The 19,342-nt window shown below is 37.3% G+C and carries 19 protein-coding genes; 9 read left to right on the top strand and 10 right to left on the bottom strand.

The features are described 5' to 3' along the window. The first annotated feature begins 106 nt into the window (after positions 1–106). Positions 107–256: a hypothetical protein gene (locus C9J45_RS21560; RefSeq protein WP_158260228.1), complete on the top strand. Its 150-nt coding sequence runs from the start codon at positions 107–109 to the stop codon at positions 254–256. 178 nt (positions 257–434) lie between these two features. Here the strand turns inward: C9J45_RS21560 and C9J45_RS15405 are convergent, their stop codons facing one another. From C9J45_RS15405 to C9J45_RS15380, 6 genes are all read right to left on the bottom strand, one after another. After that, positions 435–638 carry a hypothetical protein gene (locus tag C9J45_RS15405; protein WP_107246857.1) on the bottom strand — a complete coding sequence of 68 codons (204 nt, stop codon included), beginning with the start codon at positions 636–638 and terminating at the stop codon, positions 435–437. A gap of 242 nt (positions 639–880) precedes the next feature. Next, positions 881–1,090, bottom strand: coding sequence for a cold-shock protein (locus C9J45_RS15400; protein WP_005364106.1), 210 nt, complete (start codon positions 1,088–1,090; stop codon positions 881–883). Between the two features lie 355 nt (positions 1,091–1,445). Continuing rightward, positions 1,446–2,942, bottom strand: coding sequence for a DHA2 family efflux MFS transporter permease subunit (locus C9J45_RS15395; RefSeq protein ID WP_107207036.1), 1,497 nt, complete (start codon positions 2,940–2,942; stop codon positions 1,446–1,448). Then, positions 2,942–3,991 carry an HlyD family secretion protein gene (locus C9J45_RS15390; protein WP_107246859.1) on the bottom strand — a complete coding sequence of 350 codons (1,050 nt, stop codon included), beginning with the start codon at positions 3,989–3,991 and terminating at the stop codon, positions 2,942–2,944. Before C9J45_RS15390 ends, C9J45_RS15395 begins: the two co-directional genes overlap by 1 nt. 79 nt (positions 3,992–4,070) lie before the next feature. Beyond that, complete coding sequence (locus C9J45_RS15385; protein WP_107207038.1) at positions 4,071–4,514, bottom strand: NUDIX domain-containing protein; 444 nt, start codon at positions 4,512–4,514, stop codon at positions 4,071–4,073. A 329-nt stretch (positions 4,515–4,843) separates the two neighbouring features. Then, the gene (locus tag C9J45_RS15380) at positions 4,844–7,669 is read right to left on the bottom strand and encodes an FAD-binding and (Fe-S)-binding domain-containing protein (RefSeq protein WP_107292742.1); all 2,826 of its coding nucleotides are present in this window, start codon (positions 7,667–7,669) and stop codon (positions 4,844–4,846) included. A gap of 122 nt (positions 7,670–7,791) precedes the next feature. On the opposite strand from C9J45_RS15380, the gene C9J45_RS15375 reads away from it, so the two are divergent. Then, entirely contained in the window at positions 7,792–8,697 is a 906-nt protein-coding gene (locus tag C9J45_RS15375) for a LysR family transcriptional regulator (protein WP_107292741.1), read from the top strand. Positions 8,698–8,703: 6 nt separating this feature from the next. On the opposite strand, the gene C9J45_RS15370 is transcribed toward C9J45_RS15375, so the two are convergent. After that, positions 8,704–9,186, bottom strand: a complete 483-nt coding sequence (locus tag C9J45_RS15370; protein ID WP_107287359.1) for a GreA/GreB family elongation factor — start codon at positions 9,184–9,186, stop codon at positions 8,704–8,706. A 284-nt stretch (positions 9,187–9,470) separates the two neighbouring features. Between C9J45_RS15370 and C9J45_RS15365 the strand changes: the two genes are divergently transcribed. Further along, positions 9,471–9,881, top strand: a complete 411-nt coding sequence (locus tag C9J45_RS15365; RefSeq protein ID WP_107292740.1) for a hypothetical protein — start codon at positions 9,471–9,473, stop codon at positions 9,879–9,881. An 84-nt stretch (positions 9,882–9,965) separates the two neighbouring features. Here C9J45_RS15365 and C9J45_RS15360 read toward each other — a convergent pair whose 3' ends face one another. Further along, the gene (locus C9J45_RS15360; RefSeq protein ID WP_107207043.1) at positions 9,966–10,541 is read right to left on the bottom strand and encodes a porin family protein; all 576 of its coding nucleotides are present in this window, start codon (positions 10,539–10,541) and stop codon (positions 9,966–9,968) included. Between the two features lie 443 nt (positions 10,542–10,984). On the opposite strand from C9J45_RS15360, the gene C9J45_RS15355 reads away from it, so the two are divergent. The 6 genes from C9J45_RS15355 (at position 10,985) to C9J45_RS15330 (ending at position 16,541) form a co-directional block, all read left to right on the top strand. Continuing rightward, positions 10,985–11,602, top strand: coding sequence for a hypothetical protein (locus C9J45_RS15355; RefSeq protein ID WP_107207044.1), 618 nt, complete (start codon positions 10,985–10,987; stop codon positions 11,600–11,602). A 977-nt stretch (positions 11,603–12,579) separates the two neighbouring features. Beyond that, a complete protein-coding gene (locus tag C9J45_RS15350) occupies positions 12,580–13,095 on the top strand; it encodes an SRPBCC family protein (protein ID WP_107292739.1) in 516 nt (171 codons plus the stop codon). Between the two features lie 175 nt (positions 13,096–13,270). Further along, the gene (locus C9J45_RS15345; protein ID WP_107207046.1) at positions 13,271–13,804 is read left to right on the top strand and encodes a GNAT family N-acetyltransferase; all 534 of its coding nucleotides are present in this window, start codon (positions 13,271–13,273) and stop codon (positions 13,802–13,804) included. Between the two features lie 82 nt (positions 13,805–13,886). Beyond that, entirely contained in the window at positions 13,887–15,080 is a 1,194-nt protein-coding gene (gene lhgO / locus C9J45_RS15340) for an L-2-hydroxyglutarate oxidase (protein WP_107292738.1), read from the top strand. A 57-nt stretch (positions 15,081–15,137) separates the two neighbouring features. Further along, positions 15,138–15,443, top strand: a complete 306-nt coding sequence (locus C9J45_RS15335) for a DUF1289 domain-containing protein (RefSeq protein ID WP_107207048.1) — start codon at positions 15,138–15,140, stop codon at positions 15,441–15,443. A gap of 63 nt (positions 15,444–15,506) precedes the next feature. Then, complete coding sequence (locus C9J45_RS15330; RefSeq protein ID WP_107292737.1) at positions 15,507–16,541, top strand: DUF2157 domain-containing protein; 1,035 nt, start codon at positions 15,507–15,509, stop codon at positions 16,539–16,541. Positions 16,542–16,623: 82 nt separating this feature from the next. On the opposite strand, the gene C9J45_RS15325 is transcribed toward C9J45_RS15330, so the two are convergent. Next, the gene (locus C9J45_RS15325; protein WP_107292736.1) at positions 16,624–18,384 is read right to left on the bottom strand and encodes a lysophospholipid acyltransferase family protein; all 1,761 of its coding nucleotides are present in this window, start codon (positions 18,382–18,384) and stop codon (positions 16,624–16,626) included. 177 nt (positions 18,385–18,561) lie between these two features. Continuing rightward, on the bottom strand, positions 18,562–18,897 hold the full coding sequence (locus C9J45_RS15320) for a hypothetical protein (protein WP_005364081.1): 336 nt from the start codon (positions 18,895–18,897) through the stop codon (positions 18,562–18,564). Between the last annotated feature and the right edge of the window lie 445 nt (positions 18,898–19,342).

Below are 19,342 nucleotides of genomic sequence, written 5' to 3'. Positions count from 1 at the left end.
TATCCTACCTTTTGCACATTCAATTCAGTGCCAAAATCAACCTAGCCCTTTACTACACATAGAGAATGACACTCACCAAGTAAGTAGCCTACATATAGTTTCAATCATGGATACGAATAAATGTGTCAGGATCATCGACAAAATAGGTATGTTGAACATTAAGCCGTCATCGAATGCACTTTATCGCATCGGTGTGGCATTAAATGTTTTTGTTAACGAGGAGGAGAAGTTGCAGAATAGCCAAGGCAAGAAGTGATTGTTGTTGGCAATATGGGAAAATAAAGGAAGTGTATGTAAGCCAACATAACCATAGACAAATGATGATTTTTACTTACTAACGGGTAACTATTTGCTAGTTTTAGTTTAAGGCAGACACCCCGTTCTGCCTCTCTGCTTTAAATAAACCATGACTTGCAAACATGTTATTTTAAACCTTAATCAACAATTGAAAAATGCCCAATCTCTTTATTATTGTGATTAGTAATAATGCCTTTTTCTGATTGTTCACAGTACGTAAAGTTGACATCTAATGTATCTAGCTTACCGTTAATTAAAACATGTCGGCGCAATACATCACTATTTAACTGATGCATAGATGCATTCCAGCTAAGATCATTAACCTTGAAGTTGATAATCATAATATACCTCTTTAAATTGTCGCGTTGATGAATTTTAGCTATGACATTAGTAAAGCTAATTATCAACGGTTTTATAGCGTTATGAATTTTTAATGAAGATTATGAATATAGCGATTAGCAAAACTGCTAAGAAGTAAAACAAAGATGAGTAAAGTATTTCGAAGAGTGTAGCGCAGAAGATATTTTTGGATTAAGTGGTGTAACAAGTTACACCACTTAGAAATCTTATAGAAACTATAAAATTAAAGAGCTACAACGTTTGCAGCTTGAAGACCTTTTTGGCCTTGCTCTACTTCAAAAGACACTTTTTGGCCTTCAGCAAGAGTTTTGAAACCTTCAGAAGCGATAGCACGGAAGTGAACGAATACGTCAGCACCGCCGTTGTCTTGAGTAATGAAACCAAAACCTTTCTCTTCGTTGAACCACTTAACGATACCAGTTGACTTAGACATAATGTGTCCCTTATATAAAATTCATAGAAAATATCGCAAAATTGCGATGCACTGAAAGCTTGAATTATTAAATATGATGAAGCGAAGGAAACACAAAGGTACAACTAAACGAAGATACTTCTGGAGATTTTCTTTAACTTAACTTTTCATTAATAACTCTGAACAACAGAGCGAAGACATCATCACATTAAATGTATTGACTGTAAACTGTTTTTTATAAAAAAAACCAAAATAAATTATAACTAACTGATTTAAAATGATTTAATACACATATCACCTATAAAAAAGCAGATCATTATTGATCTGCTTTTTTTCTATCACTCGATTAATGTATATTTACATTCTTAGGCACTGACTATGTTTTCTTAAACTTGAACAGTGTTAAGAGTGGTAACAGCACAATGTAAGAGACAAAAATAAATCCAAAGGTATACACAAAAGCAAGCAAAGTTGACTGCTGATGTAATAGCTCACTGATTTGGGCGATAAAATGAGGATCGGTTACAGTTGTATGCTGCATCATTGCCTGCTGCTGTAATTGCGGATTAGTTAATGTTAAATCCGCCCCTAAGGCATGCCACTCTCGTTGCTCTGTTCGTGTAAAATACGTATTAACAATAGAGATACCAAATGAACCACCAATGGTTCGGCAAAGGTTGAAAATAACCGCACCACCAATTGTATCTGTATGACTTAATGTTCGATATGCCATTTGGCTTAATGGTGCGAATACAAGCCCCATCCCTAACCCCTGAACAATCGATGGCATTACTACCCAGTAATAATCAATATTCATTGAATACTGCATCATTAAGTATGTACCAAGAATATTAAAACCGAGCCCTACTGCTACTAGCATACGTGGATCTAATCTATCCATAAATCTAGCAATCACTAGTAGTACAATTGCAGAGGTTAATCCCCTAGGCGCCATGGCAAACCCTGTTGCTTCTACTGGGTAATGTAGTAACTGTTCTAGCATCATAGGTTGTAATTGGGTAATACCAAACATCCCCATTGAGAAGCCAGCCATCATTAAACAAGAAACAGCAAGGTTTCTATCTTTAAGCAACCACATAGGAGCAACATCGCCTTTAGTGATCCATGAGCGTGCGATAAAGAAAATCCACGCGATAACGCTGATCACCGCAGAGAACAGAATAAAGTTAGATTCAAACCATCCTTCTTCATTACCTCTGTCTAATACCATTTGTAACAGCCCAATACCGATAGTCATACCTATCACTAAAGGCCAATCTAGTTTGCTCTTACCGCGTCCATCTAACTTCACAAAGAAATAAAGCAGAGATAAACAAATCAAACCAATGGGTACATTAACGTAAAAAATCCAGCGCCAATCCATATTTTCGGTAATGATACCGCCAACGGTAGGGCCTAAAATAGGCCCTAATAATATCCCAACACTGAATAACGCCATTGCTTTACCACGTTCTTCAGGCGGATATATTTGCACCATGATAGATTGTGATAAGGGGATCACTGATGCGCCGAACGCGCCTTGAAATATTCGAAAAGTTACCATTTCAGCAAGGCTGTCAGCCTGTCCACATAAAGCAGACATAGCCACAAAACCGGCAACCGAAAAGAGCAATAATTTACGTACTCCAAGTTTAAGCGCCAAATAGCTCGCTAAAGGAATGAAGATCGCTTCTGCCATCGAATATGAGGTTAACACCCATGTTACTTGCTCTGAAGTTACGCCTAACGCTCCCATCATATGAGGCAAAGCAACATTCGCGATAGTCATGTCTATCAGCACCATAATGGCAGATAGCATGACAGCAAAAGTGATCAACAACCGATTGGCTGGCGTTAACGTAGCACCCGTCATTACTTAGTCTCTGTTAACGTATCAATAGTGACTTCCGCACTCGCTCCAACACGAAGTAAAGGCTTACCTTTTAAATCATCAAATTGAATACGAACAGGGAAACGTTGAGGTACTTTAACCCAATTACCCGTTGCGTTTTCAGGAGGGAGTAATGAGAACGATGAACCGCTTGCTGGTGATAAGGCAATAACGTGGCCTTGATATGTCACATCTGGGTACATATCTAAAACAATACTGGCTTTCATGCCTGGTTTTAATAAACCAATCGACTTTTCTTTGTAATTAGCTTGAAGCCACGCCGTATTATCTTCAATTAAAGGCATGACAGATAACCCTGGCGATACAATACTGCCAGGTCGGACACTCACCTTACCTAAACTACCGTCATGGGGAGCATAAATATTGGTGTAGGATAAATTCAACGTCGCTTGGCTTAATGCTGCCGCCGCTTGCTTAACCTGAGGCGCTTCATCACCTTTAGCACCTTGCTGGTTAATTAACTGGCTCATTTTAGCACGCGCAGCTTCTAATGCTGTTTGAGCGGAGGCTAATTTAGCTTTAGCATCATCACCTTCCTGTAAAGGTAATAATTTGCGATTCACTAAATCCATTACTCGACGATAATTTTTTTGCACATCAACAAGCGTAGCGTCTGCTGATCGTACATTAGCACTTGCCGCTAAAATTGCATCATCTGTCGCTTTATTTTCTTGTGTCGCAACTTCATACGCAGCTTTTGCTTTTTCTAACTCTATTTCAAAAGGAGCAGGATCAATCGATAATAATAAATCGCCTTCCGCTACATGCTGGTAATCATTCACATTGACTGTAAGTACTTTGCCACTAATTTGTGGTGCAACATATAAAATATTGGCGTGGACATAGGCATCATCCGTCGCTGGATATAACTTTTGATGGCGAATATAAAAATACCCAGCCGTTCCTAACAGTGCCGCTAAAAGTACAAAAATTAATAGATTACGGAACATATGTGAATCATTTTCTGGCGTCTGAAGTTGTTCAGACGGCGAGTTATCAGTCGTTGCCATTAAAATATCCTATTTAGCTGAAATATCGCTAAATTTGAGTCTAGATGATAAATATATATTGTTGTAATAAATCACGTATTTACAAATCACTGCCCCAAAATGCTGGTTGGGATTTTGTAAATTCTAATTGCGAAGACATTAGCCACTCTCTTAATGCTAATGGGTATAAATTACTCGTTACCAGATCTTCTTTTTTTAACCAAAAATAATCGATATGAGCTTCACAACTCTTAATAGTATCAAGATTATTATCTGTTTTTGATGACAATAAAAATAATAAGCATAGTTCAGTATTTAATTCTTGCCCTATATGCCAGTTATTTTCTACGGCCCCCAAAAAACAATCAATGTTAACCTTTAAGTTCGCTTCTTCATTCAATTCTCGAATCACCGTTGTCGCTGCTGATTCTTTTGCATCAATATGTCCACCAGGTAAAAATGTTTTATCATCACCTTTAACTCGGGTTACAAGCACTGCATCATCGTTAATTAAAATACCGCGAGCAGTTGAGTGAAAATGCATATTAAACCCTTTATATTATATGGGATTTATAATCCATAGCTGAATATTCACTCATCGTTAGATGAGTAATAACGTATAAATTACAAATCCGAAAAGAACCTATCGGCTAATCTATCTATATATTTAAATAGAGTTATAGATCTAATAGTATACGAAAAAACAACATGTTCTCTTAACTTTCAGCCAATCATTTATGCAATGTAATATATCAAAATAAGTCATTTAAAATAGCGTTCCAACCAAACAGCCTTATTTTATAAATAACCCTCATTGAACATAAAAAAACGCTGATACTTTCATATCAGCGTTTTCATTTAAAAATTGATCACTTACATACTGACTTTATCAACTAAATAGAGAATTGAGCGATACTCTATCCCGCTATGTTCAGATAGCCCTAACTCACAAGTACGACTATTTGAATAACCTTCAGTACAGTCTACAGGTACTTGACGTTTTAAAGGCGCTAGTGAACTTGCATTAAGTTCTGGTTTGGTAAAACCTTTATCGCCAGCAAAACCGCAACAGGTAATGTCATCTGGAATAATCACTGTCTTCGCACAAGCTTTCGTGACTTTTTCCATCACCCCAGCTAACCCTTTACGACGTGAAGTACAGGTAATGTGTAACATCACAGGCTCTTCTTGCTGTGTTATAGCTAATTTTGGCAACACATAATTTGCGACAAATTCAAAAGGCTCGTAGATTTTAATTTCACTGCGTAGTGTTTCTTTTCCTGTACTTGCACAAGGGCTGGTATCCATTAATACAGGATAGGTTCCTTGGCTAGATGCTTCCCATAACGCATTTTCTAATTGCTGTGCTTTTTTCGCTGCCGTTTCAGGAAAACCTTTACTGGTATATGGCATACCACAACATTGATTGTTTAAATCCTTCGGAATAACAACTTCATAGCCCGCTTTTTCAAGCAGAGAGATCGTCACATCGACTAATGGTCGAGGATCTTTTGCATTCGCTTCAGTGCCCATTGTACGTGCAGAACAACTCGGGAAATAAACGATCTTTTCTCGACCCACTTTTTTAACTTTCAACATTTCAGAGGATTTTACCGCGACAGGCATATGTGAAGACCACATCGGAATACGATGACCCGATAAGTCATAAGCCGCCTTCGTCAACTTACGCATTTTATTAGTGCCAAGTACCTTATGCATACCATTTGCGACAGTTAAACCAGTTTTAGCTACTGACGTAACGGTTGAAAAATGATCCGCAGTCCAGTTCGCAATTTGTTTTGCTTTATCTGTATGGTTTTGACGTAATTTACGAACAAGATCGCCGGTATTGATCCCAACAGGGCAACGATCGGCACATAATCCTGTTGCGGCACAGGTATCTAGGCCGTAGTAACGATAGGTTTTTTCCATCTGAGCAAGACGGCTAGGATCTTCGTTAGTTTTTCTTAAGCGAGAGATTTCACGAAATACTGTATTACGTTGGCGTGGTGTTAACGATAAATTACGAGAAGGACAAACAGGCTCACAGAAACCACATTCAACACACTTATCAATCAACTCATCCGCTTCAGGCATCCCTTTTAAGTTTTTGATATGTGATTCTTTGTCTTCATTGATGATCACACCAGGGTTTAAAATGCCGCGCTTATCAAAAATGCGTTTAATATTTTGCATTAATTGATAGCCATCAGCGCCCCACTCAAGCTCGATAAACGGCGCCATATTACGCCCAGTACCATGCTCTGCTTTTAATGACCCTTTATAATCAACGGCCACTAACTGAGCCACTGCATCCATAAAATCACTATAACGTGTTATTTCTACTTGGCTATCAAATGACTGCGTGAATACAAAGTGTAGATTTCCCGCCAATGCGTGACCAAAAATGATCGCTTCATGGTAATTGAACTGAGTAAATAACTCCTGTAGTTCACGTACAGCAGGGGCTAATTGTTCAATCGGAAAGGCTACATCTTCAATGATAACTGTGGTTCCAGTCTCTCGCACAGCCCCCACTGATGGGAATAGCTCTTTACGGATCCCCCATAACTGCTCACAGGTTTTGGTATCACGACTAAAATCAACCTGAGCAATCGGCGAGAAACCATTAATAATAGCTAGCAACTGTTCAATTTGTTGCTGTAATGCAGCCTCATTCTCAGCATGAATCTCTATCAATAATGCCGCGGCTTCAGTATCACCTTTTTCACCAAGCTCTGCGATAAAACCTGGCATTCCTGGCTTGTCGGCAACAGAAGCTAAAGAACGGCTATCCATTAATTCAACCGCAGCGACTGAAGTTTTACTCAACTCACTTACTGCAAGGCAAGTGATCTCAATATCACTGAAAACAAACAACCCAGATGCTTTGTGTGCATGATTCACAACTGTATTGTAAGTTACGTCAGCAATAAAACCTAATGTGCCTTCTGAACCAATGAAAAGGTGTTGCAAAACGTCAATTGGATCATCAAAGTCAATCAGTGAATTAAGACTATAACCTGTGGTGTTTTTTAAACGGTACTTATGGCGGATCTTAGCTGCCAGTTCGCTATCTTCCTGACACTGGGTGACGAGTGTCATCAACTCATCAATCATTTCTGCATGACTGAGTTTAAAAGCTTCAACACTGGCACTATCTAATGTATTTAGCACTGTACCGTCAGCTAAAACAACCGTCATCCCAGCAACTGTGCGGTAACTATTCTCTGAAGTGCCACAACACATACCTGACGCATTGTTAGCAACAATACCACCAATTTTACAGGTATTGATTGAGCCAGGATCTGGGCCAATTTTACGGCCAAATGGCGCTAAATACGCATTGACTTCAGCACCAATGATTCCCGGCTGGAGCCAAATCTGTTCACCATCATTTAATATCTCATAATCACGCCAATTTCGAGTCAGCGTGATTAACACAGAATCGGACTGAGCTTGACCAGATAAGCTAGTACCAGCAGCTCTAAATGTCACCGGAATTTGGCGCTCGTAGCACGTTTTAACGGCAAAAATCACCTCTTGCAAACTATCCAGTTGAAGGACAACTTGAGGTGTTAAACGGTAAAAGCTAGCATCGGTACCATAGGCCAGTGCGAGTGTTGGATCGGTGATAATGCGACTTTTATCTATTTGTTGTTCTAATAGCGCAATCAGTTCAAGGTAGGGCTGCTGCATCATGGCTCCATGTATGTATACGAGTTAATTGTTTTATTTCTTATAGGTATATTCTACTTTACTCTGTATGGTTGATAAATATTGACTAATTCACATGTTTGTTGAAAAAAGTACACTAATAAATGAAAACGACGAGTAATCTACTCCTTTTTTATCACCTAATTGATAAAGGCTCCTTTAGCAAAGCAGCCGAACACATTGGCTTAACAAAATCGGTGGTAAGCAAACGTATCACAGCACTTGAACAAGCGTTAGGCGTTCAGCTTATTTATCGGACTACACGCAAATTGACACTGACAGAAGCTGGTGATGTTTTTTATCATCATGCGAGAGAAGTCTACAATGCGGTTCAAAATGCAGAAGATGCAATGAGTGGATTGGGAGAAAGCTTAACCGGTAAAATCCGTATTACTGTCCCTACCATTTCGGGCGAACTTATTTTACCCGAAGCAATTGCAGCATTTAGCCGTCAATATCCTGATATTCATATTGAAATGGAACTCGACAATCGCTTTGTTGATTTAGTACAGGAAGGATTTGATATTGCGATAAGAACAGGCGCAATGCCAGATTCAAGCTTTATTGCCCGTCAATTGGTTCAAGCTCGCTGGGTGATATGTGCATCCCCCAGCTATATCAAGCAATATGGCATACCAACACAGCCTTATGATTTAGAAAAACATAACTGTCTGGGTTATAGCTTCCAAGAAACAGGGGCGAACGAATGGCTAATTGAAGATACATTAGGTATTCATACCGTTAAAGTAAAAGGCAACTTTACCACTAATAACGCTTCTGCTTTACGTGGCGCGGCATTACACGGACAAGGCTTAGTCTACATTCCCAAAGTATTAGTCGCTGAAGATCTTAAAAAAGGTCGCTTGATTGAAGTTCTCACTGATTATGTTGCGAAGTCATTAGGCATTTATGCGGTATATCCGTATACCAAACAGCAACCAATGAAAGTGAAACTCTTCATTGAGCATATTTATCAGTATTATCAAAAATACCGAGATACCTTTAAATAAAATGATTTAATTGATCGCCATAACTTCATACCAAGTGACATTATCACCAATATGAACATCGACTTCTTCACCGATCTCACGACCAATCAATGCATCACCAAATGGCGAAGTTGGTGTCACTATCGTGACAGAATACTGATCAAACGTTACGACTAGTCCACCAGAGCTGGGGCCCAGAAAAACAAAACGCACGTTATCATCTTCATCAGCTAACGTTACAATATGCCCAAGTAGTACAGTATCAAAGGCTTTAGGTAAGTTAGCTTGTAATACTTGATAAGCTGTTATATCGGCTTTGCACTCTTCTACTCTTTGTGCCTGACCATGCGCTAAATAAGACGCTTCAAGCGCCAATGTGTCATATTGATTTTCCGCAACATTTTCATCATCAGTCGCCGTATTATAGGCACGTAAAGCCGCTTCAGTCGCCGCTTCTAATATTTGTTGTAGCCTAATTTGTACCTGATTTAATAACTTTTGCTTATTCACTATTACTGCCTATGATCTCAAACGCGCCATATCATAATACGACTTTGTCTGAATTCATATTTTCGTCATTGTGTATCTTCCTAAAAAGCGACTTATCTAGAACAAGATCCCCCTAAAAGAGCATTTAACGATCAATTAAAAGTAACATTGACAGATATAATGACTAAAGATGTCGCTTAATCTTTGGCGAAAAATCACTAGCAATTGTCGTGTACTATCAAAACAAAATAAAACAGTCTGTTAAAGTAACCACAGCTTTAATAAAACAACAAAAGGTACACTCAATGACAGAATCAAGAGCTCCTGACTGGGATAATATAAAAACTTACGAGAAGTTATATCAGGAAATATTAGTCAACCCTGATACATCAAAGTTTCATCATTATTTTACGGAAGATTGCTATATCAATATTAACGATAAAGAATATGAATCTGATGCTTTTAAGCAACGTATGGTCTGGTTGAAAAAGAATGCAAAGGTTAAAGTTGAAGTAGTTAACTTTTTTACCTCAAAAGACGGCACTAAGATAACAGACACGCATTTATCTCACTCCATAGATGCAGAAGGAATCAAGAGAACTTTTCGTGTTATGCAACAATCCGAACTTGAAAATGGCAGGATAAAAAGATTTATCGACAATACATTTATGCTTAGTGGTAATGATTCAGATTATAGTATTACAACAAATAAATAATTTTATTGCTTACCTTTTAGCTTCTACATCGCATAGCACCCCACTTTATGTGAGGTGCTACGTTTTTATAAATAATTAAATTTATTAGAATTTATAATCAACACTCCAAACAATTTGCTCTGTTCCTTTTAAGCGAACACCATCTGTTTTGTAATTTTGATCAAGATAACGGTATGTAAGATCTGATGAAATATTATCCGTTAGTTGAACCATTGCACCTAGCTGTCCACCCCATACAAAATCAGTAGAGCTATCTTTACCACTCGCTTCTGATGTCTTAGCTGTTAATTTATTATGAGCAGCACCCATTGACGCACCAGCAAAAAGGTTAATATTAGAAGTGACTGGTACTAGGTAATCATAAGAAACTAAAAATAAATCTTGCTTATGCTTAGCCTTGATAGTTTCTTCTCCAGATTCAGCGATATTGAATTTATCTTTCTTATAACCGTAAGTTGCCATTAAGCGATGATGGTTATCGACAATTACACCACCACGGATTTGATAGCTAGCATCTTCACTATGCATTTTAGCTGCATCTTTAAAGTTATCTAATTGATAACCCACACCACCACCCATAAATGTTTCCACATTTGTTGCCATCGCTGGTGCTGATACGATACCTGCTAAAACGACCGTAGATAAAATAGACTTTTTCATGATTTTATTCCTAACTTATTGTTATTAGTGAAAGTCATTAATCTAAAGGGAAGATTAATTGGCTTTCAAAATACCTGTGTCTTTTCGTTAGCAACAAAACTAAAGCATCTCTCCTGTACGAAAACTTAACAAATAAAACACTATTTTATTAACTAAATGCAACCTGAATAGAGCTGAATTTAAACGTCTAAAAAGCACTTCAAGTGTAAGTATTTATTTCAAACACATGATAATTCATTTAGAAAATAAAAATCGATTTCTGGTTCATTACTATGCTTTTTATTTTTCGCGTAGACTGTCAGCTAATGACTTTTTAGAATGAATGCTTTGTTTATGTTGAGCTTGGTTCCAAAACAGTCTTTCGCTATTTACTCTAATAACAAAATTTCATTACTAATAAAGTAATAATTAAAGTTAACCACTTTAAACACGATAGCAATAATATGGACATCACTCGTGAACAACCAAACTCAAGCATGACGAATAACGAAATCATGAAAAAACAATTAAAAACAAGATTGACGCTGCATACGTTCGCCACTTTCTTATTGCTAGCTAGCTCTGCGCCGCTATATGCTTATGCTCTTTCACCTATTCACTTACTGAACTATGTCGATTCATATGGCAATGTCTCATTAAGAAATAGTAGAGATATACAACTACCCGATCCTCTTGTGATCACTGGTAACTTGAATCTTGAAAAAAGCAAGATTTCACAACTTCCACGTAGCCTGACTGTAAATGGTAATCTTAATCTTGCTTATACTGAAGTTGAGTACCTCCCCGTGGTATTTAACGTCGATGGATTCGTTAACCTTGCTCACTCAAAAATTAAAGCACTTAACTATGGTATGAGAGTAAAGGGAGATCTCAGTTTAATGGGAACGGAGATCCAAACGCTTCCAGATAACCTTTATGTCAAAGGGGATCTTTACTTAAACAACAGCAAAATAACTAAACTTCCTAATCAAATCATCGTTGATGGCGATATCCACATTAAGGGCACTCAAATAACAAGCATTCCAGATAATGCAAAAATAAAAGGTCGTATTATCAATTAACAAGCCATTGGATTATTTTGCATTTAAAAATAGCAATCGTTTGCCTTTTAATTTAAATGCCTATCTAAATATAGTTAAATGCGAATTTTAAATATAAGAAAGCCAGAAATATTCATTTATTTCTGGCCACTGATACTCAATAAGTATTTAAATTTACATTACTAAGATTTTGAACATTTAACGGGGGATTTGCTAAATGTATAAGACTTTCTGAATCACCTAAAAGAAAGCCTTTCTGTCAGCATTGATTATGCTTTTTCAACTTTAGTAGTTTGATTTTTATAGTAAAACCACTGTCTACGGTTACGTGTTTTCATTTAAAACCTCTCATTAATCTTATATGAGTAAGGTTGATATCACTAAAATTAATACCGTTCTTACTCTTTACTTATCTGTTCTACTTAAACAACTTGATGTGACATAAACATGACATCACAATAGTTTTTTTGTGAACATCTTTTTTTATTAATATATCTTAGGCAGCAAACTATCAGAAAAGTTCACAGTAGATTATTAAAATGATTTTTATAGATATGGGTTCGATAGGAAGTATTGAAATGCAACCATAGCTAAATATTATCAGCTACGTTTTCTTACTTTAAAAAACCTCGAACAATTTATATCGACAATTTAATATATGTATCTTTTGCTCATTTGACAACCACTAAAATAGATTTTTTTTGTGATTCAACTCTTTATTTTATTATACAAGTGATCATACCCTATTAACGATAATCTTAACCTATTGCAAAATAAGTATATTTTTATAACTATCGGCAATCTATACCAACGTCCTACCCTCTCAAAAATTTAATCAAAACAGCCAATTTTCACTTTTTATTATTAATATCATCACCAATTCATTCCTTTTAATACTATCATAAAAAAGAAAAAATCCCTTTAAAGCTTGCGCTTTGGCTTCCAACAACCAATTGTAAATGGTATGTTAGATGTAATTAAGTGCTATGGAGACGATAATGACGATTCATACCGTTACTTTAGAGGTAACCGCTAATGTACCTAAAACCGTCCTCTTTGCATTACTTTCTGATCACGCTAAATTAGGGCGTTTTTTTAATGCTCAGTACTCGTTGATTCGCTCAGGAAAACCAGAGATTAATGGGATCGGTGCTATACGCGAAGTCATTCAAGGGCCATTTACATATCAAGAGCAAATCATTGATTTTAAAGAAAATGAACACATTCACTATCAAATAATTCAAGGCGCTCCAGTGAATGAACATGGCGGGTGGATAAAGTTTAAAAGTATCAATGCAACCCAAAGTAAAATTCATTATCGCATTACTTTTTCCCCTAAAATTAAAGGCACTGGCTGGTTAATTAAGTTTCAAATACAAAACTTCTTAAAACAAGCACTAGCAAACGTGATTAAACACAGTGAAGATATGTGGAAATCCACAACGACAGCGAAACCTTATTCATGTAATACCACTTCAATAAAAGACATTCCAACCAAAGCCCGCATTAAATAATGCGCAACAGCAAATCGCGATCAATTCTACATTTTTGATTTTCTCTTCCCATAAACATGCCTCTTGTTGCGCGATCTTTGATTGAATCGAGGACGTACATATCAAAATACGTTTTAATAGCTCAACAATATGCCTTTAATTGCATTAATAACTACGTTGAGAGGTCGTTAAGACTATGTACCAATCACAACCACTACTAACAACTGACAGATTAATTCTTCGTCCACTACAATTATCAGATGCGACAAAAATTCAACATTTAGCAGGCAACATCGATATTGCAAATAGTACTATCAATGTTCCTCATCCTTACTCTGACGGTATGGCGGGTAAATGGATTGGTAAGCATTTAGGTGGTTGGCTCACCCAGAACTCAGCAATCTTTGCGATAACATTAAAAGCAAATCACCAACTGGTTGGCTGTGCTGGACTTGAAAATATACAAAACGGGAGTGGTCAATTGGGTTATTGGATTGGTGTACCTTACTGGGGCAATGGATATTGTACTGAAGCGGTTGAACGTCTTAAAGAGTTTGGTTTTAACCGATTACATCTCAAACATATTTATGGTCGCCACAGTAAAAGCATCACAGATCCTGCAAAGGTCATGCTAAAAGTGGGTATGTGCCCTGTTGATAAACTTTCTATTGCTTCTATAGACAATATAAATGATGACATTTCACTGTATGAGATCACAACCTCAGCATGATACCGACTGAATAACGACTCCGTATAGTAAGTAGCCTTATGATAACTCTCATCACGCATCGCCATACCAATGGGAGGTTTTAGTGTTAGATTGTGACTTTCTAGTTATTGGGGCTGGAATAATTGGATTAAGTACAGCATGGGAGCTGCAACAACGTTTTCCCCAAAAAAAGATATGGGTTATCGAAAAAGAAGCTCATGAAGCTTTCCATCAAACAGGCCACAATAGTGGTGTCATACATGCTGGTATTTATTACCCTCCAGGCAGCTTAAAAAGTGATTTTTGTCTTCGTGGTAATCAAGCTATTAAAGCCTTTTGTAATGAATTTAATATCCCTTTCGAACAATGTGGAAAATTAGTCGTTGCCACAAACCTAACCGAGCAACAACGTTTACAACAATTAGCATTACGAGCTGCTCATCTTGATATTGATATCACCCTTCTTGATCAGCATGCACTGAAACAACAAGAGCCTAACATTACAGGCATGAGTGCTATTTTTGTCCCAGATTCTGCCATCGTTAATTATCGATTGATTTGTCAAAAACTTGTTGAGTTGATCCGACATCACAACGGTCATGTTATTTTTAATCAAACCGTTGAAGCAATAGAAGAAAAGACTGATAGCGTTGCTGTTAAATGTAAAACGAAAACATTTGTCGCGGGTAAATTAATTGCGTGTGCTGGACTACAATCCGATAGAATTGTTTCTATGCTCGGTACTCAACCCTCATTTTCTATTGTTCCTTTTAGAGGCGATTACTATCAACTCCCAAACAAGCACAACGATCAAATAAACCATTTAATCTATCCTGTCCCAGATCCTACCTTGCCTTTTCTAGGGATCCACTTAACTAAAATGATCGATGGCAGCATTACTGTTGGACCCAATGCCGTCCTCAATTTTGCGCGTGAAGCTTATGATTCACCAATGTTTAATCTTAAAGATAGTTTGGACTTACTTAGCTTTAAAGGCTTATATCCTCTGCTATACAAACACTTATCATCAGCATTGACAGAGTTTACTCAAGCAGTATGGAAACCTTCTTATTTAGCTAAAGTACAGAGCTATTACCCTCAATTAACAACCTCTGATTTACAACCGTATCCATGCGGGATACGAGCCCAAGCGGTGAATAAACAAGGCCAACTGATTGATGATTTTATGTTTCATCAAACAACATTAAGCCTTGTCGTATGTAACGCGCCTTCACCAGCGGCTACGTCATGCTTTCCTATCGCTCAGTATATTGTTGATAAGCTACGCTATGAGTGAGTGATGTTTTTGATATACTCGCCAACATCAAAAATTATCGTAAAAAGGGAGCTTGTAGTGAAAAGCCCATGTGTTGCCAAGTGTAAAAATAGTGATGGTATCTGTAGTGGTTGCTTACGCACCATGAAAGAAGTTATCGAATGGCAAAACTTTGATGATGCCAAGCGAGAATCAGTTATGGCTGAAATAAAGGGGCAGCCTGATACTCATTTTTGCCCTGAATGCCATGAGCCCGCACATTGCGATATTAGTGCGGGAAAGACAACGTGTTGGTGTTTCGAATTAGATAAACGCGATACTGCAGATTGTCCTTCAGGACGCTGCTTATGTCGTCAGTGCTTATCAAAGCAACCTCTCGCTTAATAATAAATGGCGTTCTAACTTATATAGATCGCTTTGCACGCCTTTTGTTACTAGGACAGTGAAATGACACTTAAGCTTAATAAAAGAAAAGCACAAATCCTTGATGAAGCTATTGCGCACTGGGAACAAGAAAAACTTGTAACTATGGAACAAAGTGAGCAATTACGACAAAGTTATCAAGTCGCAAATTTTGACTGGAAACTGCTTGCTGTTTATTCATTCTGGATAGCTATCGCTTGTTTTATCCTCTCCGTCATTTTATTAGTTGCTGATAACTATTTAATGTCGTTATTGGCCAAATTGATTAATACTCCAGCCAGTGTTTTAACTATTTTTACCGCGTTTTTATCTGCCGCTTTATACTATCTAGGTGTTAGAAGACGTACTAAGTTCCCTGAAAAAAGTATTAGCAATGAAGCAATTTTCTTTTTTGGTGTTTTACTCACAGCTGTTTCTGTCGGTTTTTTAAGTAAAACAGCATTCGCTGAACATTGGCGAGAAAGTCTATTTATTGCTATTCCTGCCATCATCTATTGTGGGTTAGGTATCAAGTTAAGATCAGTTTTAATTTGGTTATTTTTCTTATTAAGCGCGGGGCTTTATTTACTCTCAGAAACGTCCTATTTAAGTGATAGCCATTACCTCTTTTTAGGAATGAATATTCCGCTGCAATTTACTTGTTTTGGCGCCATCATTATCTTAATTAGTCTATTTTTTCCAAAAATAAAAATAGTAAAACCACTAACAGAAGCAACGCGTTTTGCTGGACTGTTCTATTTTTTCACTTTTTTATGGCTACTGACTATATTCGGTAACTATGACAGTTTTCATGAGTGGTCACAGATAAAACAAGTGGAATTATGGGCATGGAGCCTTTTAGCTTTGGCTTGTTGTACTATCGCAATTGTTATTGGCATAAAAACTAATGATGTTATGACGCGTGCATTTGGTATTACTTTTATGTTAGTTGTGCTGTATACCGAATATTTCTCGTATTTTTGGGGCGAGATCCATAAAGCACTTTTCTTTGCGATACTTGCACTTAGCTTTTGGTTTATCGGAACACGAGCTGAAAAGTTGTGGCAACCTAATCAGTAAATAACACACATTCTCCCTCACCATGAAAATGGGATAGCTTGATAGTAAAGCTATCCCATTATGAAAGTCATCGATTCAATCTCTATCGATGATAGGCTATGTACTGTTTGGCCTTTTTAAGTCCCATATACTTAGCCAGCGTCTTTTCTGCTACCTGACGTAAATCAACCACAACTAAACCATCTAACGCATCATTAAAAGCAGGATCAACATTAAAGCAAAGTAGCTTGCCATTTAAGCTTAGATATTGCCTTAATAAGACAGGAACACCTTTCTTATCGTTATCTAATCGACTCACAACTTTTGAGAGCAGTTGAATATCAGTAAGCGCGGCCAATATATCGGGATGATGATAACAACGATCCCCTTTCGGCAAAGGATAACTCGGCTTTACCAACGTTGCTACCTGCTGATCGTAATAGTGCACCTCTAGACTAGCCGCTAATAATTGGCGAGCCTCTAAACTATAGTCATTACTTATACTCACAGGACCAAATAAGTGCGTATATTGCGGATGACGATAGACAAATTCGCATATTCCCTTCCACAGTAACAATAGTGGGCTAAGGCTACGCTGATAAGGCTGAGCAACAAAAGAACGTCCTAATTCTAATGAATTACCTAACTGTTTCACTAACGCCTGATCATAATTAAACAAGGTTCTTGAGTATAACCCTTCAATCCCTTGCTGCTGTATGATTTGATCAGATGCTCCTAAACGATATGCACCAACCAACTGCTGCTGCTCTTTATCCCATACGAATAAATGATAATAAAAGTCATCAAACCGATCTAAGTCCAATGCTTTTCCAGTGCCTTCCCCGACAGCCCTAAAATTAACTTCTCGCACTCTACCAATTTCTTTTAATAAATGTGGCGCGTCTGCAGCTGTGGTGCAATAAACATCAAAGCGAGAATTTTCAATAAGCTTCTGATCATGTGGCAAATGTGCAATTTCTGCTGCTAGTAATTGAGCTGGGATAGGAGGATGGATCGTAGCCATTTCAGGGTTCGATACTGGTTCTTGCTTTGTTGACTGAGATAAATAGCTTGAACCTAAAAGATATGTATTGAGCCGTAAGTAATTAACTAATTGATAGTCATCATTAATATTTTTCACTTCCGAATAATGTATAGCTTCACCGATCGCTAGCCCTATACATTGTTGGCGTTTATTTAGCATCTCTCGCCCAAGCATTGCTGTACGTAATAAAGGATGAATTTTCCCTGCTAAATAAAACTTTTTACTGTTTTCACCACTAATAAAAATCGGCACTACAACTGCTTCATGACGGCGAATAAAGCGACTGACCGAGCGATTCCAACTTTTATCGACTAACCTTTTTTTTTGATCTTTAGTCGATACTTCTCCTGCTGGGAATACCAGCAATAAGCCCCCCGCAGCAAGGTGATGATGTGCTTCTCTTACTGCTTTTGCATTCGCTTTTACTGTGGATTGACTTTCAAAAACATCAACGCCAATGAACAGAGAATCTAATTCAGGCACTGTTTTTAAATATTGATTAGCCAAAATTTTTATATCTGCACGAACTGAGAGCAGAAGCTCAGCAAGAATAATGCCTTCCACACCGCCAAGAGGATGATTGGCAACAATCAAGGTTGAGCCTTGCTGTGGGATCGTTTGTACCGAGCCTTGTTGGAGTTGATAATCAATCCCTAACGATTCTAACGCATAGCGCACAAAAGTTGTTCTATCTGAATCAACGGGGCGTTTTAAATAATACTGATTAAGCTGCTTTAGTCCTGTCACCCATTCAGCCACGTTCTCAGCAATACCTAGTGGCGTTTTTCTTGGAAGTAAAAAAGGCGTGTCCGTTTCCATACTTTCACCGCAAATCACCGAATTTGGTGTCAGTATAAAAAGGATAAATGACGAAGGGGTTTCAATCTATTGCCGTTTTAATGACAAAAATAAAGCCACTGTTTAAAGTGGCTTTATATCGGTAAATTATTTATAAACGCTATCTGTAACAAAGTCGATACTCAAAAAATAGATATATTATCTTACTGCTTGCATTTCAAGATTATAAAGACGGATCTCATGTAATACACGTTCTGTCAGAATTTCATTCATGTTGTCACGAACTGACGCTTGCATTTCCGATATAGCAGGAAATACGTTCTCATGCATTTCATCTAAACATTCCTTTGATACCTTCATTTTTAAATCAAACTCAAAAGATGCTAGAGCCAAAAACTTCTCCATTCGCTCTAAAACGACATCAATCATGTATTGATCAGCATTTAAATCAAGCAGTTCCTGCTCAACAATGGTTTCTAAAGGTGTCCGCTCTCTCGGTTGTTCTTTTACTGGAAAAGTAAGAATATTCGACATAATATCCTCCCATAGACAGTAACTGTGAAGTCCCTAACAAATTTCCCTGTAACAATACCGTTACATTTATCCTATGTGTATTTATTCATTCTGAAAAGCACAATTTTGAAAAAACGTTATAAGTATAACATTTTTTAAATCTAACATGCCCTATCCTAACTCTATAAAACCTTTAATAAACATATAGATAAACAAATAAAAATAAATTTAAACTTTTCTTATTTTTTTTTCGTACAACTATCAACGATGACCAATATTGTTCGATTTTCATGCATTTCCTCTAACAAAACGTTTTTGATTTGGAGCCTTGTAGCGCCACTTATCCGAGTTACTCAAGCCGTATCTCGGTTTTTTTTGTCCTAAAAATAGCAAAACCTTAATATGTGGTTTAAATATCAAACGTTTAGTGAAAATAAGACATTTTTCACGTATAAAGCTATATATT

It is taken from the genome of Photobacterium sp. GB-1 (assembly GCF_003026165.1).
Taxonomy (GTDB): Bacteria; Pseudomonadota; Gammaproteobacteria; order Enterobacterales; family Vibrionaceae; genus Photobacterium.
This window is presented reverse-complemented; position numbering and strand designations above follow the sequence as displayed.